Origin of the sequence: Burkholderia sp. IT-111MI5, from assembly GCF_949752865.1 — a bacterium.
Classification (GTDB): Bacteria; Pseudomonadota; Gammaproteobacteria; order Burkholderiales; family Burkholderiaceae; genus Burkholderia; species Burkholderia pyrrocinia_C.
Window position 1 is genome coordinate 1 of record NZ_CATKIF010000071.1, and the last position, 22997, is coordinate 22997.

Annotated in this window: 20 protein-coding genes; 13 read left to right on the forward strand and 7 right to left on the reverse strand. The window is 65.7% G+C overall.

Annotated elements, in window-relative coordinates; all coding sequences use genetic code 11:
* Together ACM6JT_RS31365 and ACM6JT_RS31370 are read right to left on the reverse strand one after the other, a co-directional pair.
* The coding region (locus ACM6JT_RS31365) for a hypothetical protein (RefSeq protein ID WP_414857877.1) at positions 1–568 on the reverse strand (568 nt) is incomplete at its 3' end.
* Positions 569–728: 160 nt separating this feature from the next.
* On the reverse strand, positions 729–1580 hold the full coding sequence (locus ACM6JT_RS31370; protein ID WP_414857878.1) for a WYL domain-containing protein: 852 nt from the start codon (positions 1578–1580) through the stop codon (positions 729–731).
* A gap of 215 nt (positions 1581–1795) precedes the next feature.
* On the opposite strand from ACM6JT_RS31370, the gene ACM6JT_RS31375 reads away from it, so the two are divergent.
* From ACM6JT_RS31375 to ACM6JT_RS31390, 4 genes are all read left to right on the forward strand, one after another.
* On the forward strand, positions 1796–2041 hold the full coding sequence (locus ACM6JT_RS31375; RefSeq protein ID WP_124595155.1) for an AbrB/MazE/SpoVT family DNA-binding domain-containing protein: 246 nt from the start codon (positions 1796–1798) through the stop codon (positions 2039–2041).
* Positions 2038–2433: a PIN domain-containing protein gene (locus ACM6JT_RS31380; RefSeq protein ID WP_060330910.1), complete on the forward strand. Its 396-nt coding sequence runs from the start codon at positions 2038–2040 to the stop codon at positions 2431–2433. The genes ACM6JT_RS31375 and ACM6JT_RS31380 overlap by 4 nt, the downstream gene beginning before the upstream one ends.
* 358 nt (positions 2434–2791) lie before the next feature.
* Positions 2792–3514 carry a response regulator transcription factor gene (locus ACM6JT_RS31385; RefSeq protein WP_034185037.1) on the forward strand — a complete coding sequence of 241 codons (723 nt, stop codon included), beginning with the start codon at positions 2792–2794 and terminating at the stop codon, positions 3512–3514.
* Entirely contained in the window at positions 3511–5004 is a 1494-nt protein-coding gene (locus ACM6JT_RS31390) for a sensor histidine kinase (RefSeq protein ID WP_105391471.1), read from the forward strand. Before ACM6JT_RS31385 ends, ACM6JT_RS31390 begins: the two co-directional genes overlap by 4 nt.
* Positions 5005–5029: 25 nt before the next feature.
* Here ACM6JT_RS31390 and ACM6JT_RS31395 read toward each other — a convergent pair whose 3' ends face one another.
* Positions 5030–6130, reverse strand: coding sequence for an AraC family transcriptional regulator (locus tag ACM6JT_RS31395; protein ID WP_414857879.1), 1101 nt, complete (start codon positions 6128–6130; stop codon positions 5030–5032).
* Between the two features lie 344 nt (positions 6131–6474).
* Between ACM6JT_RS31395 and ACM6JT_RS31400 the strand changes: the two genes are divergently transcribed.
* Positions 6475–8109, forward strand: coding sequence for an AMP-binding protein (locus tag ACM6JT_RS31400; protein ID WP_414857880.1), 1635 nt, complete (start codon positions 6475–6477; stop codon positions 8107–8109).
* On the opposite strand, the gene ACM6JT_RS31405 is transcribed toward ACM6JT_RS31400, so the two are convergent.
* On the reverse strand, positions 8093–8305 hold the full coding sequence (locus ACM6JT_RS31405; protein WP_414858021.1) for a hypothetical protein: 213 nt from the start codon (positions 8303–8305) through the stop codon (positions 8093–8095). The two genes, ACM6JT_RS31400 and ACM6JT_RS31405, sit on opposite strands and share 17 nt — an antisense overlap.
* Here ACM6JT_RS31405 and ACM6JT_RS31410 point away from each other — a divergent pair.
* The 5 genes from ACM6JT_RS31410 (at position 8208) to ACM6JT_RS31430 (ending at position 15274) form a co-directional block, all read left to right on the forward strand.
* A complete protein-coding gene (locus tag ACM6JT_RS31410; RefSeq protein WP_349686816.1) occupies positions 8208–9269 on the forward strand; it encodes an AraC family transcriptional regulator in 1062 nt (353 codons plus the stop codon). The two genes, ACM6JT_RS31405 and ACM6JT_RS31410, sit on opposite strands and share 98 nt — an antisense overlap.
* Positions 9270–9644: 375 nt before the next feature.
* Complete coding sequence (locus ACM6JT_RS31415) at positions 9645–11435, forward strand: acyl-CoA dehydrogenase (RefSeq protein ID WP_131946068.1); 1791 nt, start codon at positions 9645–9647, stop codon at positions 11433–11435.
* 81 nt (positions 11436–11516) lie between these two features.
* Entirely contained in the window at positions 11517–13145 is a 1629-nt protein-coding gene (locus ACM6JT_RS31420; RefSeq protein ID WP_374955234.1) for an electron transfer flavoprotein-ubiquinone oxidoreductase, read from the forward strand.
* A gap of 42 nt (positions 13146–13187) precedes the next feature.
* The gene (gene bktB, locus ACM6JT_RS31425) at positions 13188–14381 is read left to right on the forward strand and encodes a beta-ketothiolase BktB (protein ID WP_034184640.1); all 1194 of its coding nucleotides are present in this window, start codon (positions 13188–13190) and stop codon (positions 14379–14381) included.
* 38 nt (positions 14382–14419) lie between these two features.
* Complete coding sequence (locus tag ACM6JT_RS31430) at positions 14420–15274, forward strand: 3-hydroxybutyryl-CoA dehydrogenase (protein WP_034184639.1); 855 nt, start codon at positions 14420–14422, stop codon at positions 15272–15274.
* Between the two features lie 65 nt (positions 15275–15339).
* Here the strand turns inward: ACM6JT_RS31430 and ACM6JT_RS31435 are convergent, their stop codons facing one another.
* Positions 15340–16005 (reverse strand): TetR/AcrR family transcriptional regulator, encoded by a 666-nt coding sequence (locus tag ACM6JT_RS31435; protein WP_034184638.1) that lies wholly within the window; start codon positions 16003–16005, stop codon positions 15340–15342.
* Positions 16006–16101: 96 nt separating this feature from the next.
* Between ACM6JT_RS31435 and ACM6JT_RS31440 the strand changes: the two genes are divergently transcribed.
* Both ACM6JT_RS31440 and ACM6JT_RS31445 read left to right on the forward strand, forming a co-directional pair.
* Positions 16102–16926 carry an NmrA family transcriptional regulator gene (locus ACM6JT_RS31440; protein WP_414857881.1) on the forward strand — a complete coding sequence of 275 codons (825 nt, stop codon included), beginning with the start codon at positions 16102–16104 and terminating at the stop codon, positions 16924–16926.
* A gap of 2 nt (positions 16927–16928) precedes the next feature.
* Positions 16929–17414: a DUF1772 domain-containing protein gene (locus ACM6JT_RS31445; protein WP_414857882.1), complete on the forward strand. Its 486-nt coding sequence runs from the start codon at positions 16929–16931 to the stop codon at positions 17412–17414.
* A 284-nt stretch (positions 17415–17698) separates the two neighbouring features.
* Here ACM6JT_RS31445 and ACM6JT_RS31450 read toward each other — a convergent pair whose 3' ends face one another.
* Together ACM6JT_RS31450 and ACM6JT_RS31455 are read right to left on the reverse strand one after the other, a co-directional pair.
* Positions 17699–18280 (reverse strand): hypothetical protein, encoded by a 582-nt coding sequence (locus ACM6JT_RS31450; protein ID WP_414857883.1) that lies wholly within the window; start codon positions 18278–18280, stop codon positions 17699–17701.
* A 31-nt stretch (positions 18281–18311) separates the two neighbouring features.
* Positions 18312–18902 carry a dimethylsulfonioproprionate lyase family protein gene (locus tag ACM6JT_RS31455; RefSeq protein WP_414857884.1) on the reverse strand — a complete coding sequence of 197 codons (591 nt, stop codon included), beginning with the start codon at positions 18900–18902 and terminating at the stop codon, positions 18312–18314.
* A gap of 558 nt (positions 18903–19460) precedes the next feature.
* Between ACM6JT_RS31455 and ACM6JT_RS31460 the strand changes: the two genes are divergently transcribed.
* Positions 19461–22916, forward strand: coding sequence for an adenylate/guanylate cyclase domain-containing protein (locus tag ACM6JT_RS31460; protein ID WP_414857885.1), 3456 nt, complete (start codon positions 19461–19463; stop codon positions 22914–22916).
* The last annotated feature ends 81 nt before the right edge of the window (positions 22917–22997 follow it).

Genomic DNA, 22997 nt, shown 5'->3' on the forward strand with positions numbered 1-22997 from the left:
CACGTTTGCTAAGCCAGCCGATGTGCTTGGTCGTGCCAGTGGAGGTCTCTTCGCGGAGTACCTCGATGTCGAAGTCGAAGAACTCGCGATAGTCGTCCAGGGGGGACTTCATCGCGGCCGCCCCGGTGACCGTCTTTTCGCGCATCAGCTCTTCGAACTCCTTGGGCAGCTCTCCGGCACCGCCGAGCAAGTCCTCGGTCGGGCCGTATTGGGCGACGTCCTTGATGAACTTCAGCAGCACGGCGAAAGCGGGTCGCACATGTGAGCGGAACTGGTAGCGTTCGTTGTTGGTGAACATCGGCGCCAGGCGCAGGGCCTCGTTCATTCGGTTGACGGTGTCGCTCAACCACTCAAGGTGCTCGTGCAGAGCCACCGCAACGTCGTTGCGGAAGGTGCTCTTGGCGGCGCTCAGGGCATCTTCCATCCGAGCCTTATTTTCGCGCAGGCCCGTCTCGGTTAGGACTATGACCCGTGCGTCCAGCCAAGCGCGGGCGCTGCGCCAGTCGTCCTGGGTCCCGGCAGGCATGAACTCGTTATGCCTGACAAGGAACGCCGACAGCTTCTGCATGGCACTGGACCATTTCTGACGGGAGTCAGTCTCAGCGCGGTTGCCGCGGTGTTTGCAATCGGCGACGATCTCATTGAAAGACAGGCCCTGGCGTGTCAATAGCCTTTCCCATTGGTCTGATGCGTAGTCGGCGTCGTAGCCGTCAACCGCACGTGCTGCTTCAGCGATTCCGTTCTGGGTAGGTCATGAACAGCCATTGCTGGCACTCCTCCGTGTTCTCAACCGCCATTTGATAGTCGGGGGGCATCTGTCGATCGATGTCCGTCGCTGCCATGAGTTCCTGCACCATGTATTTCAGGAGGGCTGCTCTGCAGCTTTCGATTCGCGCCGAGGCCCCATTGAAGTATTCATTTCTGACAACCAGTTGCTGCGATGGGGCTAGGCTAGGGTGAGCGGTAATCCTGACCTGAAGAACTGTGGACCAGGCGACGTCGGTCGAGACATCTATCAAGCTGGGATCTGAGAGCAGTTTGATATTGCTCATTCGCCCTAATACGAAGTCACGGAAATCTTGCCGATGCAGACAGTAGCCGCGAACATGCCACCGTCGTCCCGCTCGTAACAGGCTGTGAGGCTCGACGATTCGCTCGTGTGGCTCCGGGTTATTCATGGAGCAATAGAGGAACTTCACTCTGAGGTGATCCGCGATGGCCAGGCTTAACCGGGAGAAGATACGTGGCGAGGTGTGGGCAAAGTCCCACGAAATTGAAAGTGGCTTGCCCGGCGCGTTCAGGGCATGTGGGACCAGCATGGCGCTAATGGCGCTTGACCGCGAGGCGTGCGCGGCGCGTTCGGCGTCCGAGTATGCCATGGAGGTCGCCACGTCCGCCTTGCGCTTGCTGTCCCAGGTCACCCAATCCGGATACGACTCACGGAAGTCGCGAAGCCACTCGCTGGCTCGTATAGGACTCAATCCAAACTCAGTGACGAGCCTGCCGCGACTGACCCGACCTTCCCAGAGAAGGATCCGGCCAACTTTGGCCTCTCTTTCCTGACGGCCCTCAATAGACATGTCGACGTTGTCTCCTACTGGTCATCGATATGGTATGCAAAAACATATGATATGTAAATCCATATCTTGTATGACTGGAGAGTGAGCGATCTAGGCATGGAGGTGGAAATAATGATCCAGGCTGAGGATTTAGGGTTGGCGGTCCGGTACGTATGGAAGTCATTCTTGCTTTTTGGTTTTCCTTACCATAAAGTAAGGAATTGGGAGGTGTCACCATGGCAGCAGCAACTATTACTTCAAAGGGGCAGGTCACGATCCCGGTGGACGTGCGTAATCAGCTTGGCTTGGAGGCCGGCGACCGGATCGAATTTAGCTTCAATGAGGCGACAGGCCGGTACGAGGTCTATCCAGCGACGCGCTCGCTCGTGGAGCTCAAGGGCGTTGTGAAGAAGCCTGAGAAACCGGTGTCGATTGACGACATGAATCAGGCCATCGCCGAGCAGGGGGCGTCAGCGCGATGATCGGACTGGATACAAACGTGCTAGTTCGCTACTTCGCGCAAGACGATGAGGTTCAGTCGAAGAAGGCGACGGCACTGATGGAGTCCCTGTCGCCCGAGCGGCCGGGATATGTTTCGCAGGTCGCATTAATCGAGGTTGTCTGGGTACTTGGGTGCTGCTACGGTGTCGAACGAGAGCAGATGAAGGACATCGTCGAATCAATGATCGGGACCAAAGAACTGGTCGTCGAAAGTGCTGACACGGTACGCAAGGCACTTCGCGTTTTCGCATCTTCAAAGGCGGATTTCGCGGACTGCCTGATCGAGCGTTCTGGGCATGTAGCCGAGTGCGAGTACACGGCTACTTTCGACGTGTCTGCCTCGAGGGTCGCGGGGATGCAGTTGATCAAGTAATCGTACCGATCACTAATGCACGACGAGTAGTTCGGATGCTGCCGAGAACGCTGCCGATTTCCCGCGCTCGCCGGATCTGGGGCTTCGTCGGGTCCGCTTTTTAGTGTTTTTTTAGTGTTCGGACTAGGGTAAGGGAAGTTCGATTTTTGGGGGCGGAGCGTAAAGCCTTACTGGCATTGCCTCGGGACACAGCCATGATCCAAAGTTAAATGATTTGTGATCACTCGCCGCCGCAAAATTTTGCACAATGGCGGCAGCGCGGCGTTGCGCCGCGATTCGCCCCCGGCAACCGACAATCCCGACAACCGTTGTCGCAACCGTTACCGAACCCGAGCCCGACCTGCCGCCGCCCACCGCCATGGACCATCCGAAACGCATCCTGATCGTCGAGGACGACGCCGACATCGCCGACGTGCTGAGCCTGCACCTGCGCGACGAGCGCTACGAAGTCGTGCACAGCGCGGACGGCGCCGAAGGGCTGCGCCTGCTCGAACAGGGCAACTGGGACGCGCTGATCCTCGACCTGATGCTGCCGGGCGTCGACGGCCTCGAAATCTGCCGGCGCGCGCGTGCGATGACGCGCTATACGCCGATCATCATCACGAGCGCGCGGTCGAGCGAGGTGCACCGGATCCTCGGCCTAGAGCTCGGCGCCGACGACTATCTGGCGAAGCCGTTCTCGGTGCTCGAACTCGTCGCGCGCGTGAAGGCGCTGCTGCGGCGCGTCGATGCGCTCGCGCGCGATTCGCGGATCGACGCGGGCACGCTCGACATCGCCGGGCTGTCGATCGACCCGATCGCGCGCGAGGCGAGCGTCGACGGCGCGCGCATCGACCTCACGCCGCGCGAATTCGACCTGCTGTATTTCTTCGCGCGGCACCCGGGCAAGGTGTTCTCGCGGATGGACCTGCTCAATGCCGTGTGGGGCTACCGGCACGAAGGCTACGAACACACGGTCAACACCCACATCAACCGGCTGCGCGCGAAGATCGAGGCCGATCCGGCCGAGCCCGTGCGAATCCTCACCGTGTGGGGACGCGGCTACAAGCTCGCCGCGCCGGGCCAGCGGGACGCGTCATGAAACTCACGCTCACCCAGCGGCTGTCGCTCGTGTTCTCGATCCTGCTGCTCGCATGCTCCGGCGCATCCGCGTGGCTGCAGATCCGCGCGAACGACATGCGCGAGAAGGAAGTCGTGCAGGGGCTGTCGCGCGACCTGGCCGCCAACATCGCCAACAGCGCGCCGCTGATGGACGCGAACGGGCTGCGCCCCGACGCCGTGCGCACGCTGTTCGGCCAGCTGATGGGCGTGAACCCGAGCGTCGAGGTGTACCTGCTCGACAACGCGGGGCGGATCAAGGGCGACGATGCGCCGCCTGGCCACGTGAAGCGCGATCGCGTCGATCTTGCTCCCGTGCAGCGGTTCATCGCGGGCCAGCCGCTGCCGATCCTCGGCGACGATCCGCGCAGCCCCGACGCGCGCAAGGTGTTCAGCGCCGCGCCGCTGCAGCGCGCCGGGCAGCCGCCGTCGGGCTATATCTACGTGGTGCTGCTCGGCGAGGCGCACGACCGGCTGGCCGCGCGCGTCGACGCCGGCAACGTGCTGCGCACGACGCTGTGGTCGATGGCGGTTGTCGCGCTGCTCGGCCTGCTCGCGGGCCTCACCGCGTTCAGCTTCATCACGCGCCCGCTGCGCCGTCTGACGGACGCGATGCGACGTTTCGACGCGAACGGCGTGCCCGACACGCAGCCGCCGGTGCCGCGCTCGCCGCCGGGCCGGCGCGGCGACGAAATCGCGGTGCTCGAATCCGCGTTCGCGCAGATGGCCGACCGGATCGGCGACCAGTGGCGCGCGCTGACGCACCAGGACCAGCAGCGGCGCGAACTGATCACGAACATCTCGCACGACCTGCGCACGCCGCTCACGTCGCTGCACGGCTATCTGGAGACGCTGTCGCTGAAGTCCGACGCGCTCGCCGAACCCGAACGGCGGCGCTACCTGTCGATCGCGCTCGCGCAGAGCGCGAAGGTCGGCCGGCTCGCGCAGGCGCTGTTCGAGCTCGCGCGGCTCGAATCGGGCGGCGTGCAGGCGGAGCGCGAGCCGTTCTCGCTGGTCGATCTCGTGCAGGACGTGTTCCAGAAATTCGAGCTGGCCGCGCAGGCGCGCGGCATCGTGCTGCATGCGCGGATCCCGCCGCGCGTGCCGGTCGTGTCGGCCGATCTCGGGATGATCGAGCGCGTGCTGACCAACCTGCTCGACAACGCGCTGCGGCACACGCCTTCGCACGGCGAGGTCGAGGTCGCGCTGGAGCCGCGGGGCGACCGCGTGGTCGTGACCGTGTCGGATACCGGCGAAGGGATTCCGGCGGCGCGCCGCGAAGGGCTGTTCCAGCGGCCGCAGCGGCCGATGAGCGGCGGCACGGTGACGAGCGGCGGGCTCGGCCTGCTGATCGTGCACCGGATGCTGGCGCTCAACGGCAGCAGCATCCGGCTCGTCGACCGGGCCGGGCGCGGCGCGGTGTTCGAGTTTGCGCTGGCGGTCGCGTCGCCGGCGGCCGGCGACGCGCGCTGAAATTCGTCAGCGTCGTCGTCCGCGTTCAGCCGCCGCGCTTGCGCCGCACGTCGCTCGGCGTGGTGCCGGTCCAGCGCTTGAACGCGTGACGGAATCCGACCGCATCGCTGAAGCCGAGCGTCAGCGCGATGTCCTCGATGCTGAGCGTGGTGGTGCTGAGATAGTCGATCGCGAGCGCCTTGCGCACGCTCGTCAGCAGTTCGCTGTACGACGTGCCTTCGGCTTCGAGCTTGCGGCGCAGCGTGCGTGACGTGATGCAGAGGAGGTCCGCGATCGCGTCGATGTCCGGGAAGTGTCCGGGCGTGCGGATGAGCTCCTGGTAGACGCGTCGCGTGATGCCCGACTGGCTGCGCAATTCGTCGAGCAACTGCGCGCAGTGCGACGATACCTGCGCGGCCGTGATCGGATTCGCGAGCTGCGGCGCGCGTGTCAGCCACGCGGCCGGATAACTGAGCGTGTGGTGCGGCTGGTCGAACGCGAGCGGGCATTCGAGCGCGTCGGACAGCAGCGCCGCGTGCGGCGGCTGCGGCTGCGCGAATTGCGCGCGCGCCGGCACGCACCACGCGCCCATCACGTCCTTGATGATCGTCACGTGCAGCGCGAACTGCATGTCGATCAGGAAGCGGTACAGCGCTTCGTCGAGATCGGGCAGCGCGACTTCGTGCCGGTCCGGAAACAGCCACGACGCGGTGTCGCCCTGTTCGACCCAGCGGATCGCGAGCATGCCGTTCGCGAGCCGGTGATACTTGACCGCCGAGTCGAACGCGTGCGCGAGCGATTCCGAACACAGCATCGCGTAGCCGTACATCCCGTAGCTCGACACGTGCAGCAGGCGGCCGACGCGCACGCCGAGATCCGTGCCGTCGTAACGGCCGATCGCATTGCGTGCGGCGCGCAGGAACTGCTCGGGCGACGTGAGCGTGAACGGATCGGCGACGGCGGCCGGATCGAGGCCCGTGCCGTCGAGCACCGTGGCCGGGTCGAGGCCGGCCTCCGCCGCGACCGCGACGAGCGCGGCCAGCTTGGCCGGCGAGAAGCGCTTCTCGCGCAACGCGTGGGCGGGCGGGGCGTCCGGCAGGCGGTCTGCGCGGGCAGCCGTCGGGTTCAAGAGCGCACTGCGCGGCATGACGGGTCCTGCGTCCGAATCGATATCGTTGACGGAACGTAATTCTGAGCGGGAACGGTTCCGGGCGCCACAGGGTTCACCCTGATGCCGGCCGGCGCACGTGGCCTGCCAGGGGCGGGCGGCTTGACGGATGGGGCTGGAGACCGGCCGGCCAGCGCCTATCGTGTCCGTTTCGATCATCTTTTCGGCCGGCCGGATCATTTTCAAAGCGCGTCGCGCGGGCGATAGTCGCCGATCAGGCGACGGCCCGCGCCACCCAGGCGTGCAGGCCGCCGTGCGAACGGCGCGAGGCCGGCCCGGGGCGGTTCCCGGCCGGGCGGTGCGCCGTCCCCCAGGAGCGAGACATGACGAACAGACACTGGACCGGGTCGTATGGCTCGATCCCCGCCGAGATCGACGCCGATCGCCATCCTTCCGTCAGCGCGCTGCTGGACGACGCGATGCGCCGCTTCGCCGATCGTCCCGCGTTCCATGCGTTCGGCCGCACGCTGACCTATGCCGATGTCGACCGCCTGTCGAGCGCGCTGGCCGCGTATCTGCAGCAGGTCGTCGGCGTGCGCAAGGGCGATCGCGTGGCCGTGATGCTGCCCAACGTGCTCGCGTTTCCTGTCGTGTTCGTCGCCGTCGCAAGGATCGGCGCGATCCAGGTCAACGTGAACCCGCACTACACCGCGCGCGAGCTCGAGCATCAGCTCAACGACGCTGGCGTCGAGGTCGCCGTGGTGTGCGGCGGGTCGATGGGCACGTTCGCCGACGTGGTCGGCGGCACGCGCGTGCGCTCCGTGCTGAGCGTGGGGCGCGGCGATCTGGGCGTGGTCGATGCGCCGGCCGGTGCGTGCGACGCGCTGCCGCCCGGTTCGATCGCGCTCGCGGACGCGATCGCCGCAGGCGAATCGCTCGCGTGCGAGCCGGCCGCGCTGGGCGGCGCGGACCTGCTGCTGCTGCAATACACGGGCGGCACGACCGGATTGTCGAAGGGCGCCGCGCTGTCGCACCGCAACCTCGTCGCGAACATCGAACAGTTCGCGGCGATCGTCGCGGACGCGCGGGTGCCGGGCGAGGAAGTCGTCGTCACCGCGATCCCGCTGTACCACATCTTCGCGCTGACGGTGAACTTCCTGTCCTACTTCGCGATCGGCGCGCAGAACTGGCTCGTCGCGAACCCGCGCGACATGGACGCGTTCATCGACGTGCTGAAGGCCGCGCGGCCGACCGTGTTCGTCGGCGTGAACACGCTGTACGCGGGGCTCGCCGGCCATCCGCGCCTGAAGGAAGTCGACTGGTCGCGGCTGAAGCTGTCGGCCGGCGGCGGCGCGGCGGTGATCGACGTGATCTCGTCGCGCTGGAAGGCGGTGACGGGCAATTTCATCCGCGAGGGCTACGGACTGTCGGAAACGTCGCCGGTCGTGTCGTTCAACCCGCAGTCGATCGACGCATTCACGGGCAGCACCGGCCTGCCGCTGCCGTCGACCGACGTGAAGCTGCTCGACGACCAGGATCGCGAGGTCGCGATCGGCGAAGCGGGCGAGATCTGCGTGAAGGGGCCGCAGGTGATGACCGGCTACTGGCAGAAGCCGGAAGCGAATACGGCCGCGTTCACGGCGGACGGTTATTTCCGCACCGGCGACGTCGGCGTGTTCGACGCAGCCGGCTTCCTGCGGATCGTCGACCGCAAGAAGGACATGATCATCGTGTCGGGCTTCAACGTGTACCCCAACGAGGTGGAAGCCGTCGCGACCGCGCTGCCGGGCGTCGCCGAATGCGCATGCATCGGCGTGCCGGACGCGCGCACCGGCGAGGCCGTCAAGCTGTTCGTGGTGCCGGCGCCGGATGCCGACGTGACGGAGGCGCAGCTCGTCGCGCATTGCCGCGAGAGCCTCGCGGCCTACAAGGTGCCGAAGCTCGTCCGCTTCGTCGACCGGCTGCCGAAGTCGACGGTCGGCAAGATCCTGCGCCGGGAACTCAGCCGTACCGACTGATGGCGCCGAAGCGCCGCGCGGCCGCGGCGGCGCGGCCCGGCGCGCCGAAGGCCCCGAAGCAGGCGCGCGGGCCGCTCAAGTACAATGCGAGCGGATCGATCGACGGGGACGCGATGACCGGCTCAGATTCACTTTCCGCCCAGCCCGGGCGTGCGCTGCCGTCGCCGAGCGCGACGGTGCCGATCTCGCTCGTCAACGGTTTCCTCGCGAGCGCGGGTGCGCAGCGCGACGTGGTCGAACGCTACCTGCGCGGGGCCGGCATTCCGATCGAGCTGCTCGGCGAGCCGCATGCACGCGTGACGGAGGAGCAGTTCTCGACGCTGTACCGCACGCTCGCGATCGACCTCGACGACGAGATGCCCGGCATCTTCTCGCGCCCGCTGCGCGGCGGCACGCTGAAGTATCTGTGCCTGAGCCTGCTCGATGCGCGCAACCTCGAAACGGCGCTGCATCGCTTCGGCCAGTTCTTCCATATCCTGCTCGACGACTTCTTCGTCGAATCGAAGCGCGACGGTCTCGTCGCGCAGGTGCTGCTGCGCCCGAACGACGCCATCGGCCCGATCGGCGCGCTCGGCCAGGAGCTGATGCTCAAGCTCGTGCACGGCGTATGTTCCTGGCTGATCGGGCAGAAGATCCCGCTGCTGCGGATCGAGTTCGCGTGCCCGCGGCCGCGCCATGCGGTCGACCACCTGTACTTCTTCACCGGCTCCGTGCAGTTCGACTGCGAGCGCACGCTGATGCGCTTCAGCGCGGACTACCTCGATGCGCCGATCCGGCAGAGCAAGCGCAACCTGCGCAAGTTTCTCGCGCGCGCGCCCGGCGACTGGATCTTCGAATCGTTCAGTGAACAGCTCGTGTGCCATCGCGTGCGGCAATACCTGTCGGCGGCGCTGCCCGACCTGCCCGTGATCGACCAGGCGGCCGAGCACCTGCATTGCTCGGTGCGCACGCTGAGCCGCCATCTTGCCGCCGAAGGGACGACGTTCCAGGCGCTCAAGGACGAACTGCGGCGCGACATCGCGATCCAGCGGCTGATCGGCACGCCCGACACGATCGCGGCGATCGGCGCCGATATCGGCTTCGACGATCCGAGCGCGTTTCATCGCGCGTTCCGGCACTGGACGGGGAGTACGCCGGGGACGTATCGGCGGCGCGCGTAGCGCGTCTTTTTTTTTCAAGCCGGTTCCCATAACCGGCTTCCTTCGTTCGCTCCCATGGCCGGCTCCCATAGGCGATTCCCATAACCGGCTCCCGTTGCCGCCGGCATGCTGCGCCGCTTCGACCCCATCGGCCGGCACGTCGATTGCTCACCGTTTTCATCGAAACCGGCTCCGGCCAAACCCTTATCCAGCCGGCCGTTTCCGGCCGCGCCCACGCAACCCGTGGCCGATTTTGTCACCATGTGGGCCGGATATGACAACGGGAACCGGCCATTGCGGCATTACGATGGGTCACGTCGTCGCCCGGGGCCGGCCGGTCTTGCCGTACCGGCCCGGTAGCGCGCCTCATTCACCGCCTGATTTGGAACATCGACCATGAGCTATAACGCCCCCGTCAAGGACATGCTGTTCGTGCTGAAGGAACTCGCGGGTATCGACGCCGTCGCGCAGTTGCCGGGTTTCGAGGATGCCGGTTACGACACGGCGCAGGCCGTGCTCGACGAGTCCGCGAAATTCTGCGGCGAGGTGCTGGCGCCGCTGAACGTCGAAGGCGACCGCAACCCGAGCAGCTGGAAGGACGGTGTCGTGACCGCGACGCCGGGCTTCGGCGACGCGTTCCGCCAGTTCGTCGAAGGCGGCTGGCAGGGGCTGCAGCATCCGGCCGAGTACGACGGCCAGGGGCTGCCGAAGCTGATCGCGACGCCGTGCATCGAGATGCTGAACGCGTCGAACCTGTCGTTCGCGCTGTGCCCGCTGCTGACCGACGGCGCGATCGAGGCACTGCTGACGGCCGGCACCGACGAGCAGAAGCAGCGCTACGTGCCGAAGCTGATCTCCGGCGAATGGACGGGGACGATGAACCTGACCGAGCCGCAGGCGGGCTCCGATCTGGCGCTGGTGCGCTCGCGCGCCGAGCCGCAGGGCGACGGCACCTACAAGGTGTTCGGCACGAAGATCTTCATCACGTGGGGCGAGCACGACATGGCGGACAACATCGTCCACCTGGTGCTGGCGCGCACGCCGAACGCGCCGGAAGGCGTGAAGGGCATCTCGCTGTTCATCGTGCCGAAGTTCCTGGTCAACGATGACGGCTCGCTGGGTGCGCGCAACGACGTGCACTGCGTGTCGATCGAGCACAAGCTCGGGATCAAGGCGAGCCCGACCGCGGTGCTGCAATACGGCGACCACGGCGGCGCGATCGGCTACCTGATCGGCGAAGAGAACCGCGGCCTCGAATACATGTTCATCATGATGAACGCGGCGCGCTTCGGGGTCGGGATGCAGGGGATCGGCGTGGCCGATCGCGCGTACCAGAAGGCGGCGGCGTTCGCGAAGGAACGCGTGCAGAGCCGTCCGGTGGATGGTTCGGCGAAGCAGTCGGTGACGATCATCCATCACCCGGACGTGCGCCGCATGCTCGGCACGATGCGTGCACTGACCGAAGGCGCGCGGGCGCTGGCGTACGTGGCGGCCGCGCACAGCGACATTGCCCACCGCCATTCGGACGAGGCGACGCGTGGCCGTCATCAGGCAATCTACGAGTATCTGGTGCCGGTCGTGAAGGGCTGGAGCACGGAGATGGTGAACGACGTGGCGAGCCTGGGCGTGCAGGTGCACGGCGGGATGGGCTTCATCGAGGAGACGGGCGCGGCGCAGTACTACCGCGATGCGCGGATCCTGGCGATCTACGAAGGGACGACGGCGATCCAGGCGAACGACCTGGTCGGCCGCAAGACGATGCGCGACGGCGGCGCGGTGGCGAAGGCGCTGATCGCGGAGATCGGCGACACGGTGGCGGCGCTGGGCAGGCTGGACGGCGCGGCGGCCGCATCGATGAAGGTGCAGCTGGAACAGGGCGCGCGCGCGCTGTCGTCGGTGGTGGACTACGTGGTGGCGAACGCGAAGCAGGACCCGAACGCGGTGTTCGCGGGCAGCGTGCCCTACCTGAAGCTGGCGGGCGTGGTGCTGTGCGGCTGGCAGATGGCGCGCGCGCTGGTGGCCGCGCAGGCGAACCGCGCGAGCGACCCGGCGTTCTTCGACGCGAAGATCGCGATCGCGCAATGCTATGCGGAGCACATTCTCGTGCAGGCCGGCGCGCTCGAAGCGTCGATCGTCGGCGCGAGGGGCAACGAGAGCGTGCTCGCGTTGACGGAAGACCAGTTCTGATCGGCTGACGGTCGGGACGCAGGAGGAGACAGGATTTTGACCATACAGGACTTGCTCGCGCAATACGGCCCGCGCGAATCGATGGAATACGACGTCGTGATCGTCGGCGGCGGCCCCGCCGGGCTGTCGGCGGCGATCCGGCTCAAGCAGCTGGCCGCCGAGAAAGGCACCGAGATCGGCGTGTGCGTGCTCGAGAAGGGTTCCGAGATCGGCGCGCACATCCTGTCGGGCGCGGTGATGGACCCGCGCGCGATCACCGAACTGTTCCCCGACTGGAAGGAACGGGGCGCGCCGCTCACCGTCGAGGTGACGGAAGACCGCTTCCTGTTCCTGTCCGAGAAGAGCGCGGTGACCACGCCGAACTGGGCGCTGCCCGAGAACTTCAAGAACCACGGCAACTACGTGATTTCGCTCGGCAACGTCACGCGCTGGCTCGGCCAGCAGGCCGAAGCGCTCGGTGTCGAGATCTTCCCGGGCTTCCCGGCCGCGGAGATTCTCTACAACGACGACGGCTCGGTGAAGGGCGTCGCCACCGGCAACATGGGCGTGGGCAAGGACGGCGAGCCGACCGAGAACTTCCAGCTCGGCATGGAGCTGCACGCGAAGTACACGCTGTTCGCCGAAGGCTGCCGCGGCCACCTCGGCCGCCAGCTGATCTCGAAGTTCAAGCTCGACGCGAACGCCGATCCGCAGGCGTACGGGATCGGCATCAAGGAGCTGTGGGAAATCGATCCCGCGAAGCACAAGCCGGGCCTCGTGATCCACACGGCCGGCTGGCCGCTGAAGTCGGATACCTACGGTGGTTCGTTCCTGTATCACATGGACAACAACCAGGTCGTGGTCGGCTTCGTGGTCGGCCTCGGCTACACGAACCCGTACCTGTCGCCGTTCGAGGAATTCCAGCGCTACAAGACGCATCCGTCGATCCGCGCGTTCCTGGAAGGCGGCAAGCGCGTGTCGTACGGTGCGCGCGCGATCACCGCGGGCGGGCTGCTGTCGCTGCCGAAGACGGTGTTCCCGGGCGGCGCGCTGATCGGCGACGACGCGGGTTTCCTGAACGCATCGCGGATCAAGGGCAGCCACGCGGCGATCAAGACCGGCATGCTGGCGGCCGACGCCGCGTTCGACGCGGTGCAGGCCGGCCGCCAGAGCGATGAACTCAACGCGTACCCGGACGCGTTCAAGCAGTCGTGGCTGTACACGGAGCTGTACCGTGCGCGCAACTTCAAGCAGTGGATGGCCAAGGGGCTGTATCTCGGCACGCTGATGGTCGGGCTCGAGCAGAAGGTGATGGGCGGCAACGTGCCGTGGACGCTGCATCACCAGCACGCAGACCACGAGACGCTGAAGCCGGCGTCGCAGTGCGAGCCGATCGAGTATCCGAAGCCGGACGGCAAGCTGACGTTCGACCGGCTGTCGTCGGTGTTCATCTCGAACACGAACCACGAGGAGAACCAGCCGGCGCACCTGACGCTGAAGGATGCGAACGTGCCGGTGAACGTGAACCTGCGCACGTACGCGGGGCCGGAGGGGCGCTTCTGCCCGGCGGCGGTGTACGAGTTCGTGAAGAACGACGACGGCAGCGATCGGCTGGTGATCAACGCGCAGAACTGCGTGCACTGCAAGACCTGCGACATCAAGGACCCGACGCAGAACATCGTGTGGGTCACGCCCGAAGGCGGCGGCGGGCCGAATTATCCGAACATGTAACGCATCAGCGCGCATGCGTGCGCGAACGAACCGGAGCAGACGATGAGCAATGCAGCGAAAGAAGTCGTGGTGGTGAGCGGTGTCCGTACCGCGATCGGTGATTTCGGCGGCAGCCTGAAGGATTTTTCGCCGACCGAGCTCGGTGCGAAGGTCGTGCGCGAAGTGCTGTCGCGCGCGAACGTGCCGGGCGATGCGGTTGGGCATGTCGTGTTCGGTCACGTCGTGAACACGGAGCCGAAGGACATGTATCTGTCGCGCGTCGCGGCGATCGACGGCGGCGTCGCACAGCACACGCCCGCGATGAACGTGAACCGGCTGTGCGGCTCGGGCCTGCAGGCGATCGTGTCGGCCGCGCAGACGATCATGCTCGGCGATGCCGACGTCGCGATCGGCGGCGGGGCGGAGAGCATGAGCCGCGCGCCGTATACCGTGCCGGCCGCGCGCTTCGGCCAGCGCATGGGCGACGGCAAGCTCGTCGACATGATGCTCGGCGCGCTGCACGACCCGTTCCAGACGATCCACATGGGCGTGACGGCCGAGAATGTCGCACGCAAGTACGACATCTCGCGCGACGCGCAGGATGCGCTCGCACTCGAATCGCATCGTCGCGCGGCGCGCGCGATCGCGGAAGGGCGCTTCAAGGATCAGATCCTGCCGATCGCGATCCGCACGAAGAAGGGCGAGGTCGCGTTCGACACCGACGAGCACGTGCGTCACGACGCGAGCGCGGACGATTTCACGAAGCTGCGCCCGGTGTTCGCGAAGGAGAACGGCACCGTGACGGCCGGCAACGCATCGGGCATCAACGATGCGGCCGCGGCCGTGCTGATGATGAGCGCCGACGCCGCCCGCGCGCAGGGCGTGAAGCCGCTCGCACGCCTCGTCGCGTATGCGCACGCGGGCGTCGACCCGGCCTACATGGGCATCGGCCCCGTGCCGGCCACGCAGAAGGCACTCGAACGCGCGGGCTTGAAGATCAGCGATCTCGACGTGATCGAGGCGAACGAGGCGTTCGCCGCGCAGGCCTGCGCGGTCACGCAGGAACTCGGCCTCGATCCCGCGAAGGTCAACCCGAACGGGTCGGGCATCTCGCTCGGTCACCCGATCGGCGCGACCGGTGCGTTGATCACGGTCAAGGCGCTGTACGAGCTGAAGCGCATCGGCGGGCGTTACGCGCTCGTGACGATGTGTATCGGCGGCGGCCAGGGGATTGCTGCGATCTTCGAGAACATCTGATAATCGGACACTCAGCACCCGAACACACAGGAAATTTCATGGCCATCGAAATCGTCGGCGTCGTGGGCGCCGGAACCATGGGCAACGGCATTGCGCAGACCGCCGCCGTTGCGGGATTCAACGTCGTGATGATCGACGTCAGCGACGCTGCGCTCGACAAGGGCATCGCGACGCTGAAGGGCAGCCTCGAGCGGCTCGTGTCGAAGGACAAGCTCGACGCGGCCGCACGCGACGCGGCGCTGGCGCGCATCACGACGTCGACCGACTACGCGAAGCTCGCGTCGGCCGACATCGTGATCGAAGCCGCGACTGAGAACGTCGAGCTGAAGGGCCGCATCCTGAAGCAGATCGAGGCCGTCGCGCGGCCCGACGCGATCGTCGCGACCAACACGTCGTCGATCTCGATCACCGCGCTCGCGGCGCCGCTCGCCGATCCGGCGCGCTTCGTCGGCATGCACTTCTTCAACCCGGTGCCGCTGATGCCGCTCGTCGAAATCATCCGCGGGCTGCAGACGAGCGACGCGACCGCGTCGGCCGTGCGCGAACTGACCGAGCGTTTCGACAAGTCGCCGATCGGCGTGCGCAATTCGCCGGGCTTCGTCGTGAACCGGATCCTCGTGCCGATGATCAACGAGGCGTTCTTCGTGCTGGCCGAAGGCATCGCGTCGGCCGAGGAGATCGACGCGGGGATGAAGCTCGGCGCGAACCACCCGATCGGGCCGCTCGCGCTGGCCGACCTCGTCGGCCTCGACGTGTGCCTCGCGGTGATGGACGTGTTCGTGAAGGACTTCGGCGATCCCAAGTATCGTGCTTGCCCGCTGCTGCGCGAGATGGTGTCGGCAGGGCGGCTTGGGCGGAAGGCGGGGCGCGGGGTGTACGACTACAGCAAGTAAGCGGCACACCATGCCACTTCGTCGCGCGGCCGCCTCAGGGCGGCCGCGTGCATTGAGCGGTGCGATTACGCGTCCAGCACCGCCAGATCCCGCGGCAACATGCGCTTGAACATCGCGAGGATCTGCCGCGCCGCCTTCGGCGGCAGCGTGATCGCGTGGCGCACGGCCGCTGCGATCTGGATCATCATCAGCTCGGCGAACGCGCGCCGCTGCGCGCGTGTCGTGTCGGGCGCCACGTCTCCCAACGCATCCGCGAACAGCGCGGCCAGGAACTCGCCGTCCGCCCGGTCGAGTTCCTGCAGCGCGCGGTCGGCCTGCGTCGCGCGCCAGATGTCGCGCATCAGCGGCTCGTCGACGAACATCCGGTAGTAGCTGTCCGTGATGCGCGCGAGCGTGCCGTGCAGGTCGTCGAGCGTCTTCATCGCGGCGAGATCGCGCCGCACGCAGTCGTGCCCGACGGCGTTGTAGCGCTCCGCGAGCGTGCCGATCACGGCAGACTTGTCCGGAAAGTACTGGTACAGCGAACCGAACGAGATGCCCGTGCGTTCGACGATGTCGCTCATCCGGAACGCGTCGCAGCCTTTCTCGATCATCACGTCCGACGCGCACGCGAGGATGCGCTCGAACCGCTCGCGGCTGCGCTGCTGCGTCGGCACGAGCCGCGCGCGCGCCGGCGCGTCCGCTGCCGCCGCTTCGGGCTCGTCGTTCTGCCCCGATTTTTGTCGGCCCATGCCGCCTCCGGAAAACTTGACGTTGCAAATGCGAGAGTCTATCGTGTTTTTCAAACGCGAGACATTCTCGCATTCAAGAGAGAAAAGGAGACGCACATGTCGGCACTTCCCATCCTCATCGTCGGCGGCTCGGGCAAGACGGGCGCCCGCGTCGATGCACGGCTGCGCGCACGCGGCATCGCTACCCGGCCCGTGTCGCGCACGTCGGCCGTCCGCTTCGACTGGACCGAGCCCGCGACCTGGCCCGCCGTGCTCGACGGCGTGTCGGCCGCGTACGTGACCTACCAGCCCGACATCGCCGTCGAAGGCGCGGTGGAAGCGATCGCCACATTCGCACGGCTCGCGCGTGAAAGCGGCGTCGAGCGGGTGGTGCTGCTGTCCGGGCGCGGCGAGCCCCGCGCGCAGGCCGCCGAGGCCGCGCTGCAGGCGTCGGGCGTGGGCTGGGGTGTGGTGCGCGCGAGCTGGTTCAACCAGAACTTCTCCGAGGGCTACCTGCTCGACGGCGTGCTGGCCGGCGAGGTCGCGCTGCCGGCCGGTGCGGTGCGCGAGCCGTTCGTCGATTCGGACGACATCGCGGACGTGGCCGTGGCCGCGCTCACCGATGCCCGGTGCGAGGATCGCGTGATCGAGGTCACGGGCCCGCGCGCACTGGCGTTCGCCGAAGCCGTCGGCGAAATCGCGCGGGCCGCCGGCCGGCCGATCGTGTATCGCGAGATTCCGCCCGATGCGTTCGTCGCGGGGCTGCGCGCGGTCGGCGTGCCGGAGCCGGTCGTCGAGTTGCTCGACGAATTGTTCGGCACGGTGCTCGACGGGCGTAACAGCGCGGTGGCGCACGGCATCGACGACACGCTCGGGCGGCCGGCGCGCGATTTCGCCGACTATGCGCGTGCGACGGCCGCAACCGGCGTGTGGAGCGCGTGACCATGATCGCTTTCGCGACTTCCGCATTGCTGTGGGGTTCGGCCATCGGCTGCGGGCTGATGGCCGGCGTGTACTTCGCGTTCTCGACGTTCGTGATGACGTCGCTCGGACGGATCGCGCCGCAGGCCGGCGCGGCCGCGATGAATGCGATCAACGTCGACATCGTGCGTTCGCCGTTCATGCCGCTGTTCCTCGGCACGACGCTGATGGCGCTCGCGCTGACCGTGCTCGCGCTGTTCGATCGCGATCGGCCGGGCGCGATGGCGGCGCTCGCGGGCGGCGTGCTCTACGTGTTCGGCATGTTCGCGGTGACGATGGCCGTCAACGTGCCGCTCAACGATGCGCTCGCCGCGGCCGATCCGGCGACCGCGCAAGGCGCGGCGCTGTGGACGCGCTACGTGCACGACTGGACGATGTGGAATCACGTGCGCACGGTGGCGTCGGCGGCCGCGTGCGTGTTTTTTATCGCGGGGATTGCGGCGCGGTAGTGTCGCGCTGGGCACGATGACGTTCCGATTCGCGCCGCGGTTCGAACGGCCGCTGCCTGATGTCGCGCAAGCCGTGCCGGAAGCGAAAACACCGGCGGCCTGCATGGCCGATGAAGGACGCCGGGAATCGGGGCCCGCGATACAGCGATTTCGTTTTCTTCATCCCGGCGTCCTGGACTCGCCGACGTGACAAGTGCCATGGAAGCTGCATATATTTCAGGTTTTCCGGAAATTTATTTTAATAAGACCCCCGGTTGCCGGAAGGAATGCAGCCCGGCCGACTTTTAGCTGATCGAGCCGATGACGACGAAGCTGAAATTCCGGTCGGTATATTTTCCGTTTGCGTCGCCGGTTTGAATCGTGGCTCCGCTGCCGGAAAGTGCCGGAAAGATCACGTTGTCCAGCGTGTTTTGTCCGCCGCCGTATCCCCATTGCGAGCCGACGATCGCGGGCGTTTTGATGAATGCGGTATTGAACGAAAGCTGGTACGTTCCGGTGCTTTCGCGTTTCACGGCGAATCCGCCCGAGCCATCCACGACCGTGCCGTTGCCCTGCACGCTGCCCCACAGTGTAACTTGAGCCATGATCGTTTCTCCTTCGCTATTTTTCTGAAACAATATCGGGAATTGAAACGGAATGTCGATCGTGTGTGGTCGGGATTCCCCGGATCGACAGCTGTATTGTATGTGATGGATTTTTAAAGTCAGGATCGACGGTAAATAATTTATTCGGGTTTCTATTTTAAATAAATCGAATTTGTAATGAGTGATGCGAATCGTTGCGAAATATCGGCGCGTGGCGTCGGCAACCGATAAAAGCCCGCATTTATCGGGCGCGGGCCGTGGTATGCCGATCGCGGCGGGCAATCCGCGAGCGGCTGCGAACCCGACGCCCGGCTCAAGGCAAGAGGCACCACATCGCGAGAAACGGCGCGCTGCCCGAGCGCATCGCATGCACGATATTGGGCGTGTTGTGCAGCCCGCCGCCGATGCCCGGATCGAACCAGGCGCCATCCCGCTGGCGAAATTCGCCTGCGGACAGCAGCACGTACGCCTCTTCCGGCAGATGCTGGTGATCGGGGTAGCGGGTAAAGGACGCGATCAACGAAAACCCCAGTTGAACGTCGTGACGGCTCTCCATCCCGCCCGGCCCGCAGATCATCCCGTTCACATGCTTCTCGACGTAATCTTCGCTCCCGTTCAACCCCGACGTTCGTCGTTGCCAGCCCAGCGAGGGTTCGAGCGTCTTGAGCGCGCGTGCCGCGGCGCGCAGGTCGGACGAATCGTCGAGAAGGGGCGCGAGCGCGGAATCGAGGAGGTCGCAGGCCGGATATCGTTTCGCGGCACGCATGCCGTCGTGAGACGGATGCTCGAGGCGAGCGAAAACTTGTGCCGCTGCGTGGCGGGCCGCATCCGGCAACCTGGGCGACTGAAACAGGGCCCGGGCGATGGCGATGAAATGTTCGAGGTCTTCGTTGCGCGTGTACATGGTGCTCCATGAATGCGGTGACGGCCGTGTCGCATGCGTTGCGACGCGTTGAGTGCGTGGCGATTTCCCGTGAATGCCATTGCACGCTCCCGGGCGTTGCCCTCGGCCCGAATCATAGGCCAGGCGCGCCATGTCCGGCACGGCTGCCGTGTCGCGTTCGGAAAGTCGATGCGGAAAACGGGCGGCTTTTCAGGATTTTCCCTTGATCCCGCGCTGTGTCGCGCTCGGGCGGAAAGCGCTCGTGCAGCAGCACCTCTCTCGCCGCGAAGCTCCGCCGCTATTGGCGTTGCGCGCCGGTCGGCACGCCGTCCGGGCGCCATCTCAACCCGTTGATCGACGGCGGCGCCGAATGCGGGCGTTCGGCCATGCGCCGATCGTCGAGTGTCGCATGCCGCGCCTTTCGAACTGGCGCTGACGTTTCTCGACCACCGCATCGACTACCGTCGAGCCGTTGGTTTCTTCTCTTGTCGGCATGCATGATCACGCCCGCCGGCCTGAATACCCGCAGATAGTGGCGCATAATGTTTTGATATCGACCCTTGGCTGGAAGAGGGTTTTATGCGCTGCACAACATGCGGATCCGAGAATCCTCCCGGTGCGAGGGTCTGCCAGGAGTGTCAGGCCGTGCTGCCCCGCACTTGTCCGCAATGCGGACATGAGGCCGAGCCGGCAGCCCGCTTCTGCAGCAATTGCGGGGCGTCGCTGGCTACACCCGCCGCCGCGCCGTCGTTTTCTCGACCATCGGGTCGGGAGCCGCCGCCAACCCCCATTCATTACACGCCCGATCATCTGGCCGAGCGGATCCGTGCCGAACACGCGGCCATGGAAGCGCGCGGCGAGCCCGCCGGCGAGCGCAAGACCGTTACCGCGCTGTTTGCCGACATGGCCGGGTCGACCGCGTTGATCCACGATCTCGATCCCGAAGTGGCGCATCGCCTGATCGTGCCCGTGGTCAAGCTGATGATGGAAGCGGTCCACTACTACGAAGGGTACGTAGCGAAATCGCTCGGCGATGGCATCCTCGCGCTGTTCGGCGCACCGATCGCCCACGAAGATCATGCGCAGCGAGCGCTTTTCGCGGCATTGCGCATGCAGCAGGCGATGCGGCAGCACGGTGACCGCATTCGTCTGCAGGAAGGCATTCCTCTGCAAATTCGCGTCGGCGTTCATACGGGCGAGGTCGTCGTCCGTTCCATCCGCACCGACGACTTGCACACCGAATACGATCCGCTCGGGCATACGATCCACATCGCGTCGCGGATCGAGGGAATCGCCACGCCCACGTCGATTCTCGTCAGCGAGTCCACCCATAAGCTGGCCGAAGGCTATTTCGAGTTCAAGGCGCTCGGGGCGACGCAACTCAAGGGAATTCCGGCGCCGCTGTGCGTATACGAAGTGCTTGGCCTGGGAGCGTTGCGCACGCGGCTGCAGCTGGCGGCGCATCGCGGTCTCGCGCGGTTCGTCGGCCGTGAAACGGAAATGGACCATCTGAACCGGGCGCTGGAGGCAATGAGGGGCGGGCATGGGCGCGTGGTCGGCGTGGTGGGGGAAGCGGGCGTCGGAAAGTCTCGCCTTTTTCACGAGTTCAAGGAGCGTTCACGGCGTGGCGCGCTGGTGCTGGAAACGTTTTCGGTCTCGCACGGCAAGGCGTTTCCCAATTTGCCGCTCATCGAACTCCTGAAGAACTATTTCCAGATCACGACGCAGGACGACGAGCGGCGCTGCCGGGAAAAGGTCATCGGCAAGGCGCTCACGCTCGAGCGCAGTTTCGAGGACCTCGTGCCCTACATCCTCTATCTGCTTGGAATCGGCGAGGGCGGGACGATACTGGTCGAGATGGATCCGCAGATCCGGCGCGACCGTACGTTCGACGCGATCAGGAATCTTCTCGCGCGAGAGAGCCGGAATCAGCCGGTCCATTTGCTGTTCGAGGATCTGCAATGGCTGGACCGTGAGACGGAAGCCTTCCTCACCTACCTGGTCGACCACGTGCCGGACGAGCGAATACTCCTGTTGGTGAACTACAGGCCCGAGTATCGGCCCGCGTGGGACCGCGCGGGTCATTGCAGCAAAATCCGTCTCGAACCGCTTGGTCCATCCGATGCTCAAGGACTGCTTACGGCGCTGCTCGGCGAAGATCGCACACTCGTGCCTCTCAAGCAGCTCATTCTGGAGAAGACGGAGGGCAACCCGTTTTTCATGGAGGAAGTGGTCCAGACGCTTGTCGAAGAGAAATCGCTGCTCGGCGATGCCGGGCATTACCGCATCGTGGAGACCCCGGCGACGCTGCACATTCCCACCACCGTGCAGGGCGTGCTGGCTGCCCGGATCGATCGGCTGCCCATCGAGGAAAAGGAACTGCTACAGGCGCTCGCCGTCATCGGCCACGAGTTTCCGTTCAGCCTGATCCGGCGAATTTGCAGCGAAGCGCCGGCGCGGGACGATGAACTGCGTCGTCTGCTCGCTCATCTGGAAGCCGCGGAGTTCATCTACGAGCGACCCGCCTTTCCCGAGGTTAATTATTCATTCAAACACGCGCTGACTCAGGAAGTGGCCGGGCGCTCGTTGCTCACGGAGCGGCGTACCACATTGCACGAGCGCACTGCGCAGGCGATCGAGGTGCTGTTCCCGACGCGCATCGCCGATTACTGCAGCGAACTTGCGCACCACTACAGTCAGAGCGGAAACGTTACCAAGGCCGTCGAATATCTGCATCGGGCAGCGCAGCAGGCGCTACGGCATGCCGCCCACCTCGATGCAATGAATCACCTCGGAGCGGCGCTTGCGCTGCTCGAGCGTTTGCCGGATACGCCGATGCGTGCGCATTGGGAACTGACGCTGCTGCTTTCCCTCGGGCCGGTCTTGATGGACGTCCGTGGGTATGGCGCGACGGAGGTGGGCGTGACATACAGGCGCGCGCTCGAGTTATGCGAGCGGACCGGTGAGGCATCGCAACGCTTTGCGACGCAGTTGGGCTTGCGGATACACCATGTGGTGCGCGGAGAGTATGCAATCGCGACCGATCTGAGCAACCAGATGCTCGGTATTGCCAGGGATGCGAACGATCCGGGCTTGCTCGTGGAGGCATATGGTGCGCTGGGCGTGTGCTTTTTCCTGCAGGGCGATTTCGGCGCTGCTCGCGCAAACCTGGAACAGGCCTGTGCGATCTACGATCCGAAGCAGCATCAGGCACACGTCTTCGCACACGGAGTGGATCCTGGTATTCGGGCGCTCAATTACCTCGTATTGACTTTGTGGTTTCAGGGCTATCCGGAACAAGCGCTCAAACGCAGCGCTGAAGCACTCACGCTCGCGCAGGGCCTTGCTTATGGGCCGTCTCTGGCGTTCAGCCTTACCTACGCAGCCCACTTGCATCAACTGCGGAGGGAGCCGGTGCTTGCCGGCGAGCGTGCCGATGCGGTCATTGCGGTATCGACCGAGCACGGATTGCCTTACTGGCTCGCGTGGGGGACGCTTCTGCGCGGCTGGGTGACGAGCGAGCAAGGAAACATCCACGACGGAATCGCGCAGATGCGGCTGGGCCTCGACGCGCAGCGGGCAACCGGCGGCGCAGACCTGCGGCCATATTCTCTCGCGTTGCTCGCCGACAGTTACTGGCGTGCGGGTGACAAGAGGGCAGCACGAGACACGCTGGAAGAGGCAATGGCGATCGTCGAGAAATCCGGCGAGCATTGCTACGAAGCCGAGCTCTGCCGGCTCACGGGAATCTATCTGGCTGGAGAGGCGATCAAGGACGGCACGGCACCTGCACGCGATAACGAAGCCCTGGACTGTTTTCACCGAGCGATCGCGCGAGCGCGCCGGCAGGGTGCCAGGGCGCTGGAATTGCGCGCGGCGTCGGACCTTGCGAGGCTGTTGCAACGGCAGGGGAAGACCGTGGAGGCAAAGCGGGCGCTGTCCGAGGCGTACAGCTGCTTCACGGAAGGATTCGACACGAGCGACCTGCGAGAGGCGAAAGCGCTGCTGGATGCTTTGGACGCGCGCGCAGGATGAATGGGCCTGCGGCGCACGACGACGTGTCGCATGACGAAGTATCGTCCATTACTTGCCGCTGCTCCGCATGACGGAGAGCTG

Coding starts and splice junctions, on each gene's coding strand:
- ACM6JT_RS31400 (WP_414857880.1), top strand. CDS start 6,475: ATGACGAACAGACACTGGACCGGGTCGTATGGCTCGATCCCCGCCGAG.
- ACM6JT_RS31370 (WP_414857878.1), bottom strand. CDS start 1,580: ATGTCTATTGAGGGCCGTCAGGAAAGAGAGGCCAAAGTTGGCCGGATC.
- ACM6JT_RS31430 (WP_034184639.1), top strand. CDS start 14,420: ATGGCCATCGAAATCGTCGGCGTCGTGGGCGCCGGAACCATGGGCAAC.
- ACM6JT_RS31420 (WP_374955234.1), top strand. CDS start 11,517: ATGGAATACGACGTCGTGATCGTCGGCGGCGGCCCCGCCGGGCTGTCG.
- ACM6JT_RS31435 (WP_034184638.1), bottom strand. CDS start 16,005: ATGGGCCGACAAAAATCGGGGCAGAACGACGAGCCCGAAGCGGCGGCA.
- ACM6JT_RS31395 (WP_414857879.1), bottom strand. CDS start 6,130: ATGCCGCGCAGTGCGCTCTTGAACCCGACGGCTGCCCGCGCAGACCGC.
- ACM6JT_RS31455 (WP_414857884.1), bottom strand. CDS start 18,902: ATGTACACGCGCAACGAAGACCTCGAACATTTCATCGCCATCGCCCGG.
- ACM6JT_RS31415 (WP_131946068.1), top strand. CDS start 9,645: ATGAGCTATAACGCCCCCGTCAAGGACATGCTGTTCGTGCTGAAGGAA.
- ACM6JT_RS31375 (WP_124595155.1), top strand. CDS start 1,796: ATGGCAGCAGCAACTATTACTTCAAAGGGGCAGGTCACGATCCCGGTG.
- ACM6JT_RS31445 (WP_414857882.1), top strand. CDS start 16,929: ATGATCGCTTTCGCGACTTCCGCATTGCTGTGGGGTTCGGCCATCGGC.
- ACM6JT_RS31380 (WP_060330910.1), top strand. CDS start 2,038: ATGATCGGACTGGATACAAACGTGCTAGTTCGCTACTTCGCGCAAGAC.
- ACM6JT_RS31390 (WP_105391471.1), top strand. CDS start 3,511: ATGAAACTCACGCTCACCCAGCGGCTGTCGCTCGTGTTCTCGATCCTG.
- bktB (WP_034184640.1), top strand. CDS start 13,188: ATGAGCAATGCAGCGAAAGAAGTCGTGGTGGTGAGCGGTGTCCGTACC.
- ACM6JT_RS31460 (WP_414857885.1), top strand. CDS start 19,461: ATGCGCTGCACAACATGCGGATCCGAGAATCCTCCCGGTGCGAGGGTC.
- ACM6JT_RS31385 (WP_034185037.1), top strand. CDS start 2,792: ATGGACCATCCGAAACGCATCCTGATCGTCGAGGACGACGCCGACATC.
- ACM6JT_RS31440 (WP_414857881.1), top strand. CDS start 16,102: ATGTCGGCACTTCCCATCCTCATCGTCGGCGGCTCGGGCAAGACGGGC.